At 74.6% G+C, this 16,491-nt stretch carries 14 protein-coding genes; 8 read left to right on the forward strand and 6 right to left on the reverse strand.

Going from position 1 to position 16,491, the window contains the following annotated elements; translation table 11 throughout:
* Window positions 1–22: 22 nt before the first annotated feature.
* From ACZ6IM_RS01995 to ACZ6IM_RS02010, 4 genes are all read left to right on the forward strand, one after another.
* Entirely contained in the window at window positions 23–2,674 is a 2,652-nt protein-coding gene (locus ACZ6IM_RS01995) for an alpha/beta fold hydrolase (RefSeq protein ID WP_052838070.1), read from the forward strand.
* Window positions 2,671–3,567: an ABC transporter permease gene (locus ACZ6IM_RS02000; RefSeq protein WP_052838071.1), complete on the forward strand. Its 897-nt coding sequence runs from the start codon at window positions 2,671–2,673 to the stop codon at window positions 3,565–3,567. The genes ACZ6IM_RS01995 and ACZ6IM_RS02000 overlap by 4 nt, the downstream gene beginning before the upstream one ends.
* A 146-nt stretch (window positions 3,568–3,713) precedes the next feature.
* Window positions 3,714–5,324: a vWA domain-containing protein gene (locus ACZ6IM_RS02005; RefSeq protein WP_052838072.1), complete on the forward strand. Its 1,611-nt coding sequence runs from the start codon at window positions 3,714–3,716 to the stop codon at window positions 5,322–5,324.
* Window positions 5,325–5,443: 119 nt separating this feature from the next.
* A complete protein-coding gene (locus tag ACZ6IM_RS02010; protein ID WP_469553858.1) occupies window positions 5,444–7,372 on the forward strand; it encodes an AMP-dependent synthetase/ligase in 1,929 nt (642 codons plus the stop codon).
* A 72-nt stretch (window positions 7,373–7,444) separates the two neighbouring features.
* On the opposite strand, the gene rdlB is transcribed toward ACZ6IM_RS02010, so the two are convergent.
* The gene (gene rdlB, locus ACZ6IM_RS02015; RefSeq protein WP_003976081.1) at window positions 7,445–7,846 is read right to left on the reverse strand and encodes a rodlin RdlB; all 402 of its coding nucleotides are present in this window, start codon (window positions 7,844–7,846) and stop codon (window positions 7,445–7,447) included.
* A 262-nt stretch (window positions 7,847–8,108) separates the two neighbouring features.
* On the opposite strand from rdlB, the gene rdlA reads away from it, so the two are divergent.
* The 3 genes from rdlA (at window position 8,109) to chpA (ending at window position 9,950) form a co-directional block, all read left to right on the forward strand.
* Window positions 8,109–8,504, forward strand: a complete 396-nt coding sequence (gene rdlA / locus ACZ6IM_RS02020; RefSeq protein WP_052838074.1) for a rodlin RdlA — start codon at window positions 8,109–8,111, stop codon at window positions 8,502–8,504.
* Window positions 8,505–8,791: 287 nt separating this feature from the next.
* Entirely contained in the window at window positions 8,792–9,019 is a 228-nt protein-coding gene (gene chpD / locus ACZ6IM_RS02025) for a chaplin ChpD (protein WP_052838075.1), read from the forward strand.
* A gap of 151 nt (window positions 9,020–9,170) precedes the next feature.
* Entirely contained in the window at window positions 9,171–9,950 is a 780-nt protein-coding gene (chpA, locus tag ACZ6IM_RS02030) for an LAXTG-anchored chaplin ChpA (RefSeq protein WP_469553860.1), read from the forward strand.
* An 89-nt stretch (window positions 9,951–10,039) separates the two neighbouring features.
* On the opposite strand, the gene ACZ6IM_RS02035 is transcribed toward chpA, so the two are convergent.
* Window positions 10,040–11,350, reverse strand: a complete 1,311-nt coding sequence (locus ACZ6IM_RS02035) for an ATP-grasp domain-containing protein (RefSeq protein ID WP_052838077.1) — start codon at window positions 11,348–11,350, stop codon at window positions 10,040–10,042.
* A 173-nt stretch (window positions 11,351–11,523) separates the two neighbouring features.
* Here ACZ6IM_RS02035 and ACZ6IM_RS02040 point away from each other — a divergent pair, with 173 nt between their 5' ends.
* Window positions 11,524–12,711 carry a glycoside hydrolase family 26 protein gene (locus ACZ6IM_RS02040; RefSeq protein WP_052838078.1) on the forward strand — a complete coding sequence of 396 codons (1,188 nt, stop codon included), beginning with the start codon at window positions 11,524–11,526 and terminating at the stop codon, window positions 12,709–12,711.
* 37 nt (window positions 12,712–12,748) lie between these two features.
* On the opposite strand, the gene ACZ6IM_RS02045 is transcribed toward ACZ6IM_RS02040, so the two are convergent.
* The 4 genes from ACZ6IM_RS02045 to ACZ6IM_RS02060 are packed head-to-tail and all read right to left on the reverse strand — an operon-like array spanning window position 12,749 to window position 16,482.
* Window positions 12,749–13,897: a GNAT family N-acetyltransferase gene (locus ACZ6IM_RS02045; RefSeq protein ID WP_052838079.1), complete on the reverse strand. Its 1,149-nt coding sequence runs from the start codon at window positions 13,895–13,897 to the stop codon at window positions 12,749–12,751.
* On the reverse strand, window positions 13,894–14,607 hold the full coding sequence (locus tag ACZ6IM_RS02050; RefSeq protein ID WP_469553863.1) for a YveK family protein: 714 nt from the start codon (window positions 14,605–14,607) through the stop codon (window positions 13,894–13,896). The genes ACZ6IM_RS02045 and ACZ6IM_RS02050 overlap by 4 nt, the downstream gene beginning before the upstream one ends.
* Entirely contained in the window at window positions 14,604–15,782 is a 1,179-nt protein-coding gene (locus ACZ6IM_RS02055; protein WP_052838286.1) for a glycosyltransferase, read from the reverse strand. The genes ACZ6IM_RS02050 and ACZ6IM_RS02055 overlap by 4 nt, the downstream gene beginning before the upstream one ends.
* Before the next feature lie 10 nt (window positions 15,783–15,792).
* The gene (locus ACZ6IM_RS02060) at window positions 15,793–16,482 is read right to left on the reverse strand and encodes a polysaccharide deacetylase family protein (RefSeq protein ID WP_052838287.1); all 690 of its coding nucleotides are present in this window, start codon (window positions 16,480–16,482) and stop codon (window positions 15,793–15,795) included.
* Window positions 16,483–16,491: the final 9 nt, after the last annotated feature.

Genomic DNA, 16,491 nt, shown 5'->3' on the forward strand with positions numbered 1-16,491 from the left:
CGGCGGCCCGTACCGTTGACACATGGATCTTCGACTGCCCCGCGTGCGAGGGCTGCTACGGGGGCCGCGGCGGTTGCTCTCCGCCGCGGCCGCCGTCGTCGTGCTCGCCGGCGCCGGGACGTGGACGGCCGTCGCCGGTGACGACCCGGCCCAGGTGCGGCGCGCCGACCAGGTCATGGCGGTGGGCGACGGCGTGCGCCTGGACACCTCGTACTTCACGGCGGGCCCCGGCGGCCGCCGCCCGGCCGTCCTGCTCGCGCACGGCTTCGGCGGCAGCAAGGACGACGTACGGGAGCAGGCCGAGGACCTGGCGAGGGACGGGTACGCGGTCCTGACCTGGTCGGCGCGCGGCTTCGGCAGGTCCACCGGGAAGATCGGGCTGAACGCGCCGGACGGCGAGGTCGCCGACGTGTCCCGGCTGATCGACTGGCTCGCCCGGCAGCCCCAGGTGCGGCTGGACAAGGACGGCGACCCCCGCGTCGGCGTGGCGGGCGGCTCCTACGGCGGCGCGGTCGCGCTGCTCGCGGCGGGGCACGACACCCGGGTGGACGCCGTCGCCCCGGCGATCACGTACTGGAACCTGGCGGACGCGCTCTTCCCGAACGGCGTCTTCAAGAAGCTGTGGGCCGGCATCTTCGTCAACTCCGGCGGCGGCTGCGACCGGTTCGAGGCGGACCTGTGCCGCATGTACCAGCGGGTCGCCGAGTCCGGCACGCCCGACGCCGCGGCCGCGAAGCTCCTGGAGGAGCGCAGCCCGCAGGCGGTGGGCGAGCGCATCAAGGTGCCCACCCTGCTGGCGCAGGGCCAGACCGACTCCCTGTTCCCGCTCGGCCAGGCCGACGCCGCGGCGAAGGCGATCCGGGCCAACGGCGCCCCCGTCGACGTCGACTGGATCGCGGGCGGGCACGACGGCGGCGACCTGGAGGGCGACCGCGTCCAGGCACGCGTCGACGACTGGTTCGACCGCTACCTGAAGGACGACGAGGGCGCCGACACCGGCCCGGCCTTCCGTGTCACCCGCACCGGGGGCGTCGACTCCACCGACGGACAGGCCCAGTTGCGCGGCGCGAGCGCCGACCAGTACCCGGGTCTGGCCGACGGGCAGCGGTCCGTGCCCCTGCGCGGCCGCGAGCAGAGCGTCGACAACCCGGCCGGGGCCAACCCGCCCGCCGTCTCCGCCCTCCCCGGCATCGGCGGCGCCGGAGGACTCTCCCAGCTCTCCTCGCTCGGCGTCGGGATCTCCCTGGACTTCCCCGGCCAGTACGCCGCGTTCGAGTCCGCCCCGGTCGGCGACGACCTGCGGATCACCGGCTCGCCGACGGCCACCGTCCACGTCCGCTCCACCACCGAGGACGCCGTCCTCTTCGCCAAGGTCTACGACGTCGGCCCCGGCTCCACCGCGCCCGTACTGCCGTCGCAGCTGGTCGCCCCCGTCCGCGTCGAGGACGCCAAGGCGGGCAAGGACGTGACGGTCACCCTCCCGGCCATCGACCACGAGGTGGAGAAGGGCCACCGCCTCCGCCTGGTGCTCGCCTCCACCGACCTCGGCTACGCCTCCCCGGCCGCCCCGGCGACCTACACCGTCTCCCTCAAGGGCGGCCTGTCGGTGCCCACCGCCCCCGGCGTGACGACCGCCGCCGCGCCGCTGCCCGCCTGGGTGTGGTGGCTGCCGCCGGCCGGTGCCGCCGTCGCCCTGGCCCTGCTGTGGACCGGCCGCCGCCGCACCGCCGCACCCGCACCCGACCCCGCGCTGACCGACGTACCCCTGCAGATCACCGGCCTGAGCAAGCGCTACGCCGGGTCCGCCGAGCGGTACGCGGTGCGGGAGCTGTCGTTCCGCGTCGAGAAGGGGCAGGTGCTCGGCCTGCTCGGACCCAACGGCGCGGGCAAGACGACCACCCTGCGGATGCTGATGGGCCTGATCAAGCCGGACGACGGCGAGATCCGCGTCTTCGGCCACGCCATCCGTCCCGGTGCCCCGGTGCTGTCCCGGGTCGGCGCCTTCGTCGAGGGCGCGGGCTTCCTGCCGCACCTGTCCGGCCGGGAGAACCTGGAGCTGTACTGGCGGGCGACGGGCCGCCCGCCCGAGGACGCCCACCTGGACGAGGCCCTGGAGATCGCCGGTCTCGGCGACGCGCTCGCCCGCGCCGTGCGCACCTACTCCCAGGGCATGCGCCAGCGCCTGGCCATCGCCCAGGCCATGCTCGGCCTGCCCGACCTCCTCATCCTCGACGAGCCGACCAACGGCCTGGACCCGCCGCAGATCCGCGAGATGCGCGAGGTGATGATCCGCTACGCGGCGGCCGGGCGCACCGTGATCGTCTCCAGCCATCTGCTGGCCGAGGTCGAGCAGTCCTGCACCCACCTCGTGGTCATGGACCGGGGCCGGCTGGTCCAGGCGGGCCCGGTCGCCGAGATCATCGGCTCCGGCGACACCCTCCTCGTCGGCACCGGCCTGCCCGTGGACGAACCCCTGGTGGACAAGGTCGCCGCCCTGCCCGGCGTGGCCTCGGTCGTGCACACCGACGACGGGCTCCTGATCCGCCTCGACCCCGGCGGCACCGCGCCGGGCCTGGTCGCCGAACTGGTCCGGCTGGAGATCCCGGTGGCGTCGGTCGGACCGCACCGCCGCCTGGAGGACGCCTTCCTCACCCTGATCGGAGGTTCCGCATGAGCACGCCCACCAAGCCGGCCACGACCGGGCCCGCGCCCGGAGCGGCGGCGTCCGACTCCGCGTACGGCTACCGGGCGGGCCGCACCCTCCCCCTGCGGGTGGAGCTGGTGCGCCAGCTCAAGCGGCGCCGCACCCTGGTCATGGGCGCGATCCTCGCCGTGCTGCCGTTCGTCCTCGTCGTCGCCTTCGCGATCGGCGGCGAGCCGGAGGGCCCCGGCGACCGCATCACCCTGATGGACACCGCCACCGCCTCCGGCGCCAACTTCGCCGCGGTCAACCTCTTCGTCTCGGCGGGCTTCCTGCTCGTCGTCCCGGTCGCCCTGTTCTGCGGGGACACCGTGGCGTCCGAGGCGAGCTGGTCCTCCCTGCGCTACCTGCTCGCCGCGCCGGTGCCGCGCGCCCGGCTGCTCGCGTCGAAGCTGGCCGTCGGGCTCGGGCTGAGCCTGGCCGCGATGGTGCTGCTGCCCCTGGTGGCGCTGGCCGTGGGCACGGTCGCCTACGGCTGGGGGCCGCTGGCCATCCCCACCGGCGGTTCGCTCTCCCCGGGCACGGCCGCGCAGCGCCTGGTGGTGGTCGTGGCGTACATCTTCGTGTCCCAACTGGTCACCGCCGCCCTCGCGTTCTGGCTGTCGACCAGGACCGACGCACCGCTCGGCGCGGTCGGCGGCGCCGTCGGCCTCACCATCGTCGGCAACGTCCTGGACGCCGTGACCGCGCTGGGCCACTGGCGCGACTTCCTGCCCGCGCACTGGCAGTTCGCCTGGGCGGACGCCGTCCAGCCGAACCCGGAGTGGTCGGGCATGATCCAGGGCACGGCGGTCTCGGTCACGTACGCGCTGGTGCTGTTCGCCCTGGCCTTCCGCGGTTTCGCACGCAAGGACATCGTGTCGTAGGCCGGCGCAGGACCACCCACCGGTCTCGGCGCCCCGCCCCGTGCCCGCTTCGAGACCCAGCCGTAACACCCCGTGCCGCACGTTTCGCCCCGCCGCGCCGTCACAGTCACGTACACCGGCGCCGACGAAGCACAGGGGGACGGACGATGAACCGGTACGGGACCGACGGGAAGCGGGGGCGGCACGGCGCGACCGCGCTGCTCGCGCTGACCCTGGCGGGCGGCCTGCTGCTCACCGGCTGCGGAGGGACGGACGACGCGTCGCACGGGGCGAAGGACACCGCGGCCGACTCCCGGGACGGCTCGGCCCCGATGCCCGCACCCGACCGCCCGCGCGGCGAGGGCGAGCAGCGCCACGACGGCGGCACGAGCAGCGGCGAGGGCGAAAAGAACGGCGACTCCCGCGAGATCGCGCCCGACCCGGACTACCTGTCCACCTTCGCCCTCGACGTCGACACCGCCTCCTACGGCTACGCCCGCCGCACCCTGGCCGAGGGCCGGCTGCCCGACCCGGCCACGGTCCGCCCCGAGGAGTTCGTCAACAGCTTCCGCCAGGACTACGACCGCCCCGACGGCGACGGCTTCTCGGTGTCCGTGGACGGCGCCCGCACCGAGGACGAGGACTGGTCCCTGCTCCGCGTCGGCCTGGCCACCCGCACCGCCGCGCGGGAGGACGAACGCCCGCCGGCCGCCCTGACGTTCGTCATCGACACCTCCGGCTCCATGGGCGAACCCGGCCGCCTCGACCTCGCCCGGGAGGCCCTCGGCACCATGACCGACCGGCTGCGCGACGACGACTCCGTCGCGCTCGTCACCTTCAGCGACGAGGCCGAGACCGTCCTGCCCATGACCCGGCTCGGCGACCACCGCGACCGCGTCCACGACGCGATCGACGGCCTGGAGCCGACGGATTCCACCAACCTCGGCGCGGGCGTGGAGACCGGCTACGAGACCGCCGTCGAGGGCCGCCGCGAGGGTGCCACCAACCGCGTCGTCCTCGTCTCCGACGCCCTCGCCAACACCGGCGACACCGACGCGGACACCATCCTCGAACGCATCGCCGCCGAGCGCCGCGAGCACGGCATCACCCTCTTCGGCGTCGGCGTCGGCAGCGACTACGGCGACGCCCTGATGGAACGCCTCGCCGACAAGGGCGACGGCCACACCACGTACGTCTCCACCACCGAGGACGCCCGCGAGGTGTTCTGCGAGCAGCTCCCGCGCCACATCGAGCTGACCGCGCGCGACGCCAAGGCCCAGGTCGCCTTCGACCCGGAGACCGTCGCCGAGTTCCGCCTCGTCGGCTACGACGACCGCCAGGTCGCCGACGAGGACTTCCGCGACGACCGCGTCGACGGCGGCGAGGTCGGCCCCGGCCACACCGTCACCGCCCTCTACGCCGTCCGCACCAGGCCCGGCGCCGACGGCCACCTCGCCACGGCCACCGTCCGCTGGCTCGACCCCGACAGCCGCACCCCGCACGAGGAGTCCGGCGCCGTGGAGAGCGACGCCCTCGACGACTCCGTCTGGGAGTCGGACCGCGGACTGCGCGTCACGGCGACCGCGGCCTACTTCGCCGACGCGCTGCGCTCCTCGGGCGGCGGCCACGGCGACGACCACGGCGACGGCGGCTCCCTGCCCGGAGCGCCCGGCCTCGCCGAACTGTCCGAGCGGGCCGACGGCCTGGCGGACCGCACGCGGGACGAGGACCTGCGCGAGCTGGCCGAGGCGATCGAGGAGGCGGACCGGCTGGCCTGAACCGGCGGGGTGCGTCCGCCCATTGACGTTTCCTTACGCGTGGGTAAGTTTACTCTGAAGTAAGTTCGCAGCGAGTACACGCGACAGCGCATCAGTCCGATCCGCGACCGGGAGCCGTCATGGGCGTACGCAGGGACCTGAAACGGGCGAGGGGACGCGGTGACCTGGCGTCCCGCACGAGGACGGAGACCGTCAGGGACGCGCACGGCACCGTCCGCGAGGCCCGCACCGCCGCCCTCGCGCCCCGCCCCACCGAGGGCAGCACCGCCGACATCCCGTTCACCAACGCGGCCGAGGCCCCCGACGCGGTGGTCCTGCGCCGCGAGGTGGACGGGGCCTGGCGGCCCGTCACCGCCGCCGAGTTCGCCCGCGAGGTCACCGCCGTGGCCAAGGGCCTGATCGCGGCCGGCCTGGAACCCGGCGGCCGGGTCGCCGTCATGTCCCGCACCCGCTACGAGTGGACGGTTCTGGACTTCGCGATCTGGGCGGCCGGCGGCCAGACCGTCCCGGTGTACGCCACCTCCTCGGCCGACCAGGTCGAGTGGATCGTGCGCGACTCGGGCGCCCGGTACGCCGTCACCGAGACCGCCGCGAACACCGCCATCGTCCGGACCGGCACGGCCGGGCACCCCGAGCGCCCACAGGTCTGGGAACTGGACGCCGGTGCCCTCGCCGACCTCACCGCCCTCGGCCGGGGTGTGAGCGACGACGAGGTCACCAAGCGCCGCACCGCCCTCACCCCGGACACGGTCGCCACCGTCTGCTACACCTCCGGCACCACCGGCCGCCCCAAGGGCTGCGTCCTCACCCACGCCAACCTGCACGCCGAGGCCGCCAACACGGTCGAACTGCTGCACCCGATCTTCAAGGAGGTCACCGGCCAGCGGGCCTCGACCCTCCTCTTCCTGCCGCTCGCCCACATCCTGGGCCGCACCATCCAGATCTCCTGCCTGCTGGCCCGCATCGAGATCGGCCACTTCCCGAGCATCAGGCCCGACGAACTGCGCCCCGCGCTCAAGTCGTTCCGCCCGACCTTCCTGGTCGGCGTCCCCTACCTCTTCGAGAAGATCCACGACACCGGCCGGGCGACCGCCGAGAAGATCGGCCGCGGTGCCTCCTTCGAACGCGCCCACCGCCTCGCCGTCCGCTTCGGCGCCGCGCACCTGGAACGCTTCCTGGGCCGCGGCAAGGGCCCCACCCCGGGCCTGTGGGCGGGCTGGGCCCTGTACGACCTGCTGGTCTACCGCCGGGTTCGGAGGGAACTGGGCGGCCGGATGCGCTACGCCATCAGCGGCGGCTCCCCGCTGGAGCGCGACCTCAACCTGTTCTTCTACGCCGCCGGAATCATGGTCTACGAGGGCTACGGCCTCACCGAGACCACCGCCGCCGCCACCATCGTCCCCCCGCTCGGCCCCCGCCCCGGCACCGTCGGCCCGCCGGTCCCCGGCACCGCCGTGCGCATCGCGGACGACGGCGAGGTGCTGGTCAAGGGCGGCATCGTCTTCGGCTCCTACCGCGGCAACCCCGAGGCCACCGACGCGGCCCTCACCGACGGCTGGTTCGCCACCGGCGACCTCGGCTCCCTCGACGCCGACGGCTACCTCACCATCACCGGCCGCAAGAAGGACCTCCTGGTCACCTCCGGCGGCAAGAACGTCTCCCCGGCCGTCCTGGAGGACCGCCTGCGCAGCCGCCCGCCCGTCGCCCAGTGCCTGGTCGTCGGCGACAACCGCCCCTTCGTCGCCGCCCTGGTCACCCTCGACCCGGACGCAGTCGCCCACTGGCTGGCGGTGCGCGGGCTGCCCCCCGGCACACCGATGTCCGAGGTCGTAGGGGACCCGAGGATGCGCGCCGACGTCCAGAAGGCCGTGGACCATGCCAACGCGGCCGTCTCCCGGGCCGAGTCGATCCGGGCCTTCCGGCTGGTCGAGGGCGAGTTCACCGAGGAGAACGGGCTGCTGACCCCGTCCCTGAAGGTGAAGCGGCACGCGGCCGTCGCGGCGTACGCGGACGAGATCGAGGCGCTGTACGCGACACCGCGCGACTGACCCGGGCGACGGCCCGGGCATGCGAAAGGGGCGGGCCGCCGAAGTGCTCGGCGGCCCGCCCCCGGGGCGATGTCAGCCCTTGCCGCCCTCACCGTTGGACGACAGGATCGAGACGTCCTCCAGCAGGTGGGCCAGCGCACCGTCGCGCTTGGCCTGCGTCGAGTTCTCGGCACACTGCTGGTTCATGTCGTCGCCCAGGACGTTGAGGTCCTGGATCGGCACCAGACCGATGACGCTGACCGGGATGTCGCTGACCGCGATGCACGGCTTGTTGAACGAACCCTGGATGAGCGCCATCTGCGGGCTCATGTTGCCCGTGGTCATCGAGTTGCCGAAGTACTGCGAGGCGCCGTTCCCGTTGGCGGAGACGGGCCCGCTGTCGTCGCCGATCGCCATCGCCTGCGGTGCCGCGGCAGCGGAGGCGCCCATGACGGAGGCGGCGATCGCCGCGTAGGCAACTACCTTCTTGATCACTGGCAAGTCCTTTCTGAGGAAACCCCGTCCACCGGAGCGCTCTGGTCAACTCCGTGAGTCCGGTCGGGTTTCTCCCGTTCACTCCGTCGGCGGACTACGGGAAATGTGTACGGGTCCGCGTTTTCCCCCGGGATTCCGGCGATTCCTGCTGCCTTTTGGCGACCCCGTGCGGGCCAACCGGGTGAACGCCCGCAACCAATCATGGCGCACCGGGTTGATGAGGCCGTAGGACAGTGCGTCGCTACGACGAAAGGAACGCGAAGTGCTCAAGAAGGCAATGGTCGCCGCGGCGGCTGCCGCTTCTGTGATCGGCATGTCCGCCGCTGCCGCCCCCCAGGCCCTGGCCATCGGGGACGACAACGGGCCGGCCGTGGCCAACGGCAACGGCGCCGAGTCGGCGTTCGGCAACTCGGCCACCAAGGGCGACATGAGCCCCCAGCTGTCGCTGGTCGAGGGCACGCTGAACAAGCCGTGCGTCGGCCTCGAGGACGTCAACGTCGCCGTCATCAACCTCGTCCCGATCCAGGACGTCAACGTCCTGGCGGACGACCTGAACCAGCAGTGCGCGGACAACTCCACGCAGGCCAAGCGGGACGGCGCCCTGTCGCACGTCCTGGAGGACCTGTCGGTGCTGTCGGCGAACGGCGAGGGCCGCTGAGCCCAGCCCAGCCCGGTGCGGGCGGCCCGCTGACTTCCGCGTGGGCCGCCCGGCCGTGAACGGGACGGGATTTCGCCGGGGAGCGGAACGACGTCGTCGCTCTCCTGGGGGAACGGCCGGGCCGTGTCGTGAGGCATCCGAGTGAATTCCGGGGTGTCCCACGTTCGGTAGTTTCCCCGGCTGTCAATTCCTCGTTTGCAGGCTGCAGGTCATGGTGCGAGCCGTCAATGCTGTGCTCGCGCGGTTTCGGCCGTCATTCAGGCATGACCGCAGAGAAGGGAAAGTTCATGAAGAAGAGCGCTGCTGTCGTCGCGGGCGCGATCATGGCCCTCGGCATGGCCGCCCCGGCCTTCGCCGACGCCGGCGCCGAGGGTGCCGCCGTAGGCTCCCCGGGCCTCCTGTCCGGCAATGTCGTCCAGGTTCCCGTGCACGTTCCCGTCAACGTGTGCGGCAACAGCATCAACGTCGTTGGTCTGCTGAACCCGGCGTTCGGCAACAAGTGCGAGAACGACTGACGTCGTTCCGCACCGACCGGCTGCGTCACGGCCGGCCTTGGCCAACTCGTTTGGTTCGGGGCCGGCTTTTCCCCTTTCTGCAGCAGGTCCCCCCGGATCGTTCTCCGGCCATCTCTCATCTCTCATCTCTCCAAGCAGGAAGACAACCAGAGTGCGACAGACCCTGAGCAGGGGGATGGTCGCGGCTGCCGCCGCGACCGGCATCCTTTCCCTGTGCGGCAGCCCCGCCCTTGCCGACTCACACGCGGACGGAGCCGCCACGAACTCGCCGGGCGCCGTGTCCGGAAACGCCCTCCAGGTCCCCGTCGACGTGCCCGTGAACGCCTGCGGCAACACCGTCGACGTGATCGCCGCCCTGAACCCGGCCTTCGGCAACGAGTGCGAGAACACCTCGGACGAGCAGACCGACGGCAACGGCAAGGGCGGCGGGTACGGCGAGGACACCTCGTCGACGTCCTCGTCCACGTCCTCGTCGTCCGGTGCCCACGCGGACGGGGCGACCGAGGGCTCGCCCGGCGTCGATTCCGGCAACACCACGCAGATCCCGGTCGACGTGCCGGTCAACCTCTGCGGCAACACCGTCGACGTGATCGCCGCGCTGAACCCGGTCTTCGGCAACGAGTGCGAGAACGCCTCCGAGGAGCCCCCCGGCTACGGCGAGGAGGAGCCGCCGCCCCCGACCACGCCGCCCGGCTACGGCGAGGAGGAGCCCCCGCCGCCCACCCACGAGGAGCCGCCGCCCTCCGGTGAGGAGGAGCCCCCGCCGCCGTCCGAGGAGGAGCACACCCCGCCGGCTCCCCAGACGGAGCAGCCGCCCGTCCTGGCCGAGACCGGCAGCGAGGGCACCCTGGGCGCCGCGGCCGCCGGCGCCGTCCTGATCGCGGGCGGAGCGATCCTGTACCGCAGGGGCCGGGCCCTCTCGGGCCGCTGAACCCACCTCCGCTCACCCCGGCGCCCCCGCCGGCCCTCTCCACGGGCCGCCGGGGGCGCCGTTGCGACAGATGCCGGGCGCGCGGGGCCTCAGTGGCTGCCCGCCCGGTCCTCGTCCGGGCGGTCGAGGGCGCCGGTGCGGTCCGTGGCGGGGGCGGAGGCCTGGCGTACGACGCGGGCGCGGGCCGGGGGCGCGGTGTCCGGGCGGCCGTCACGGCCCCGGTGGACGCGGTCCCGGAGCCGGGCGCCCACATGGCGGCCCCACAGCGCCCACAGCGCCCGGCCCGGCGCCCGGTCGTCCCGGGCGTGCCAGGCCAGCTCGCGACCCCCCTGTGCCTCGCGGGCCGGACGCAGGGCACTCAGCGGCGCGTAGTTCTCCACCACGAACACCCGCCCCGGCCGCGGCAACCCCTGAGGCAGCGGGCGGTGCGTCAGATCCAGGTGCAGGGCCCGTACGACGTCCAGTCCCGCGGTGTCGGTGAACAGCCGGAACTGGGCGCCGGGGCGCGGGTTGAAGTCGAGCAGGTGATAGCGGCCCGTCGTGCCGCAGCGGCGGAAGTCGAGGTCGAAGACGCCCCGGTAGCCCAGCTCCACGGTGACCCGCTCGGCGAGCGCCCGCACCCGCGGGTTCGGCGTCCAGCGGCCCACCGCCGTCAGACCGGCGCCGCGCGGCCTGGCCCGCGTCTTGCGGCCGGGACCGCCCGCCCGGACCGCGCCCGAGCGGTCGGCGTATCCGTGGAAGAACCAGTCCCGGTCGACACCCGGCGGCAGGAACGCCTGGAGCAGCAGCCGGCTGCCCGCCTCCTCCGCCCGCAGGTACAGCTCCCCGGCCTCCCGGGCGGAGCGCACCAGCACCGTGCTGCGCAGCCCGCCGCCCGGGGGCACCAGCCAGGGCCGGCTCCACTTCGCCACCACCGGCAGGCCCAGCCGCCACGCCGCCCGCGCCGCCTCCGCCGCGCCGTCCGGCACCAGGGTCTGGGGGTGCGGGACGTCCAGGGCCGCGCACACACCGGCCAGTTCCGCCTTGTCGGCCACGCGGGCGGGCAGCTCGCCCGGCTGGTCGGGCAGCAGGTAGGCGGGCGCCAGTTCCGCCCGCGCCCGGCCCACCGCCACGGCGCACGCGTCGTCCATCGCAATCAGCACGGCGGGCCGCCCGATCCGCCCGGCGACGCGGCGCAGGACCGCCGCGATCTCGGCGGGCGACGCGCCGGGCGGCGGCGGGGTGTGCAGCCCGCTCAGGTAACGGGAGGCGCGGACCGGGCTCTGATCGCAGTCGGCGACCACGTGCACGTCCACCCCCGCGCGGCCGAGCGAGCGCACGGCACCCAGCGTTCCGTGGTGAAAGGGGTTCCGGTCGGTCCGCAGCACAACGGCGGGGACACGGGTGTCGAACAGCGACACGGGAGACTTCCTTCGGATTCGGATGAGGTTCACCGGTGCGGGCGATCGGCGCACTCGAAAGCCGTAACAGCGGTGGCGTGATGGCAGGTCATATGACTGAGTGTCAGTAAGAAGGAGCGATTCACGGCGACCGAAGACCGGACGACGGACCACAGACCACTAAGGAGGCCGGCATGGCCGCACGGCAGTCACGGACCCGGTCCAGGCGGCGTCCGGCGCACGCCGCGGCCGCGGCGATCGCGGCGGCGGCGTTCCTCGCCGCGGGCCCCGGTGTCGCCGCCGGCGAACCGGCCGCGCCCGAACCCACCCCCGCCTTCGGCGCGTACCTCGACTACGGCCCCCGCGGCGTGGCCCGGATGGCCGCGCTGAGCCGCTGGCTGGGCGGCGCCGAGCTGCGCGTCGGCCACACCTACCTGCCCGGCGACCGCTGGAGCAACATCGAGGGAGCCCCCGGCTTCCTCGACGTGTGGGCCGACTGGCGCACCCGCGAGGCCGACCGGATGCTCGTCCTCAACGTGCCCATGATGGAGCGCAACGAGGAGCACGTCGACGACGACGAGGTGCGCGAACTGCTGCGCCAGGGCGCCGCCGGACGCTTCGACCACCACTTCCGCGCCCTCGCCGAACGCCTGGTCGCCCTCAAGGTCCCGGACACGGTCCTGGTGCTCGGCTGGGAGATGAACGGCACCACTTACACCCACCGCTGCGGACCGGACCCCGAGGCGTGGAAGACGTACTGGAACCGGATCGTCACCACCATGCGCGCGGTGCCCGGCCAGAAGTTCCGGTTCGACTTCGCGCCGAGCCGCGGCCGGGACGCCGTGCCCTGGACGCAGTGCTATCCCGGCGACGCCACCGTCGACATCGTCGGCATGGACTCCTACGACCAGCCGCGCGGGATGTCGTTCGACGAACAGGTGAAGGAACCCTACGGACTCCAGGCGCACGTGGACTTCGCGAAGGCGCACGGCAAGCCCGTCTCCTACCCGGAATGGGGACTGTTCCGCAACGGCGACAACGCCGCCTACATGCGGCGCATGCTCGCCTGGATGGACGAGCACAAGCCCGTGTACAACACGGTCACCGACTACTGCCCGCACGGCGTGTGGCAGTGCGACGACAATCCCCGGTCCACGGCCGTCTACCGGTCCGTGCTCTTCGGCCGCACCGACGCACCCGAGCCGACGGTCCCCACACCCACGGAACCCACCACGCCCACCGCGCCGCCCGTGCCCCCGGAGCCGTCCACGACACCCGAGCCCCCGGCCGGCTGCTCGCCGCTGGAGCTGGGCGACTGGGTCGAGTACTGGCTCGGCGGGAAGCTGTGCATGCGCCTGGACTGGTACGCGCGCGACAAGTAGCGGCACCCGCAGGGCGCCACGGTGGCGGCGGGCCCGGTCAGGCGCCGCCACCGTCGCACCCCTTCCGCTCCGCCCGCCGCCGCAGCAGCTCCTTGCCCCGCCGCCGGGCGGCGGCGTCGGCCAGGGCCGCCGCCAGCAGCGGTGCCGTGCGGCGGCGGGCCAGCAGCAGCCGCTGGTTCGGCACCGGCTCCGGGCGCCAGCGGTGCTTGTACGGCTCGTCACCCCGCAGCAGGCTCAGCGTGGAGCGCCCCGGGGCGCGGGCGAGCTGGGCGCACGCGGCCAGCAGCATCACCGCCACGTCCGCCTTCGACTCCCGCAGCCGGGGGTGCGCGCCGTACAGGTAGCCCCCGGCCAGCCGGTGCGACAGCAGCGTCACGTCCACGGCCACCACCTCGTCGGCCATCCGGAACTCGGTGACCACCGCGTCCCCGTTCCGGACCATCGGCCCCACCGCCCGCACCAGGTGCTCGCGGAAGCGGGGGCGCAGGTGTTCGCCGGTCACCTTCCGCCCCTGCCACTGCATCCGGTGCAGGTCGAGGAGCCGGCGCAGCGCCGCGTCGGTCTCGTCGGGCAGGACGGGCCGGGCCTTGACGCCGAGCGCGTCCAGCCGGCGCAGCTGGGCGCGGACCCGCTGCCTGGCCTTGGCCGAGGGCAGCCGGGCGGCCAGTTCGTCCACGGGGAGGGCGGGCAGCTCCAGGCAGAGCGAGTCCGCGAGCCGGTGCCGGGGGCCGCGCCAGCGTGCGTAGACCCGTTCGGCGGCCGCGCCCGGCCGGACCTCGCGCAGGTCGACCAGCGCGGTGCGGGCCGCCGCGGCCAGGCCCGCGGCGAGCGCGGTCTCCGCGTCCGGGCCCCGCTCGTCGTCGAGCAGGACGTCCCCGTAGTCCGAGATCGCCCCGCCCAGCGGCACCAGCGCGGGCACCGGGCGCCGTACGAGCGTCAGCGGCGCCGCGGCGACCAGTTCGCCGCCCGCGCGGGCCAGCACCAGCCGCAGCCGCCCGGCCGCACCGTACGAGCGCCACCAGGAGAGCAGCCAGGCGTGGCTCTGGAACGGGGTCGCGGCGGCGCACCGGTCGTACAGCCGCCTCCACTGCGGGGCCAGCTCCGCGAAGGCGGCCTCGTCGGTGACCAGTTCGAGGGTGTGACCGGGCGGGAGCGCGCCCGGGTGCGGCGGCCTCGGGTACGTCACAGCTGTCCGCGGCCGTCGGCCGCCGACGCCGGTCCGGGCACCGCCGCGCGACCGGGCTCCCGTACGCCGCGGCGCGGCCGGACCAGCAGGGCCAGCCCGCCCAGCAGTCCGCCCGCGCTCGCGCCCACCAGGCCCGTCACGGCGGCGGACGCCGAGGACGCCTCGGTGGGTTCGGTGGCCCGGGCGAACTGCCGCAGCTCCACGTGGGTGTCGTCGGCGGACGCCGCCGCGTGCCGGGTCAGGGCCCGGGTGACGGCGTTGGCCATGTCGGCGGCCTCCTCGGGGTCGGCGGAGGTGGCCGTCACGGAGACCATCGGCGCGTCCGGCGAGGTCGCGGTGCGGACGCTCCGCTCCAGGGTCGCCACCGGTACGTGGGCCCACATCTGCGCGTCCCCGAGCACCGCGAGCTGGGTGGCGACCCGGCCGTAGGCCTGCGCGAAGCCCAGCGCGGACGCCGGGTCGGAGGCGTCGGCGGGGACGGCGACGACGTAACTCGTCGCCGTGTACTGCGGGGTGGCGAGCAGGCCGTACCCGGCGCCGAGCAGCCCGCCGGCGAGGACGCCGGCCGCCAGCGGGGACCAGGGCGGCAGGGAGCGCAGTCGGCCAGGGACGCGGCGCAGGGCGGCCCGGACGCGGTGCCGGCGCGCGGGGGGTGCGGGCCCGTCGTCCGTCGCGGTCTCGGCCGGGGACTGGGTGAGGGGCTCGGTCATGTGGAGGTGACTCCCTGGGATGCCGGGGACGAGGACGGGGGCGGGGGCAGCGGTTGCGCGAGGGTGGTCGCGTACACGTCCATCAGCCGGGCGGCGCTGCGGGTGACGCAGTAGTGGCGGGCCGCTTCGGGCGCCGGGCGCCTGCCGGGGACCGGGCCGTGGGCCGCGCGGGCCCCGGCGAGGGCGCGTGCGAACTCCCCGGCGCCGCCCACGACCCGCCGTGCCGTGGGCGCGGACCCGGGGGGCAGGTCCTCGATCGCCGGGCAGGAGGCGTACAGCACGGGCAGCCCGGACGCGAGCCCCTCCACGGCGGCCAGGCCGAAGGCCTCCTCCGGGGACGGCGACGCGAGGACGTCCATCGCGGCGGCGAGGGCGGGCAGGTCGGGGCCGGGGGATCCGTCGGGGAGGTAGGGGCGTTCGCCGGTGAGCAGGACGCGGTCGGCGACCCCTGCCTCGTGGGCGGTGCGGCGCAGCAGGTGCTCCTGGGGGCCGCCGCCGACCAGCAGCAGCCAGCAGTCCGCCGGCAGCAGGGCCAGCGCGCGGACCAGGACGTCGAAGCGCTTGGCCGCCGTCAGCCGGCCGACGCCGCCCACGACGTACGCGCCCTCGGGCAGGCCGAGGCGGCGCCGGGTGCGCAGCCGCAGCACCGGGTCGAAGCGGAAGCGCTCCAGGTCGATGCCGTTGGGCACGACCTCGATACGGGGCGCGGGCACGCCCCAGCGGCGCAGCCGGTCGGCGACTGTGGGGGAGACGGCGACCGTGGCGCTGCCGAGGCGCTCCCCGGCCAGGTACAGGGCGCGGACGCCCGGGGTGAGCGGGCGGCCCTCCATCTGGGAGTCGCCGAGGGAGTGTTCGGTGGCGACGACCGCGCGTACCCCGGCCATGCGGGCGGCGAGGCGGCCGTAGAGGCAGGCGCGGTAGAGGTGGGTGTGCACGAGGTCGTAGCCGCCGGTGCGGATCAGGCGGGCCAGGCGGGGCAGCGCGGACAGGTCGCGGTTGCCGGTCATGCCGAGGTGGACGACGTGCACGCCGTCGGCCAGCAGCCCGTCGGCGACCGGACCGGGGTTGGTGAGCGTCACGACGTCGCAGTCGACGGGGAGGTGACGCAGGAGCAGCCGCAGCTGCTGCTCGGCGCCGCCGACGCCGAGACCGGTGATGATGTGCAGGGCCTTCACGTCGGTCACCTCACACTCCCGCCGGGGCCCGGCGGCGCAGGCGGTGCAGCCGCATCTTCAGCAGTAGCCGTACGGAGGTGTCGTTCTGGCCCACGTGCACGCGCGGCAAGGCGTACGGGCCGGTCAACGGCCCGGGATCGATGGCGCATGCGTAGGTGTAGCCGGCGGCGCGCACGGCGTCGGCGGCGCGGGCGTCGACCGTGCCGTACGGGTAGCAGAAGCCGGCGACCTCGGCGCCGGTCAACTCCGCGAGCAGGGCCCTGCTCCCGGCGGTCTCGGCGGTCAGCGTGGCGTCGTCCGCCGTGGTGAGGTCGACGTGGGTGAGACCGTGCGAGCCGATCTCGACGCCCTCGGCGGCGGCGCGGCGGACGCCGTCGGCGGTCAGCAGGGGCTTGCGCGGGCCTAGCGGGTCCCAGGCGTTGTCGCCGCCGAGCCGTCCGGGCAGCACGAAGAGGGTCGCCCCGCAGCCCCAGCGGCGCAGGCACGGCAGCGCGTGCTCGACGAAGTCGGCGTAGCCGTCGTCGAAGGTCAGCCCCACCAGGTCCCGGCCGCCGCCCCGGGCGCGGGCGGCCAGCAGCTCGCCGACCGGCACGCCGCGCAGCCCGCGCCGCCGCAGCCAGCCCAGCTGCGCGTCCAGCCGGCCGGGCGTGACCGTGATGCGGTACGGGTCGTCCGAGCAGTCGCCGACGGAGTGGTACATGGCGACCCA

This window comes from Streptomyces sp. NPDC042336, assembly GCF_055581985.1.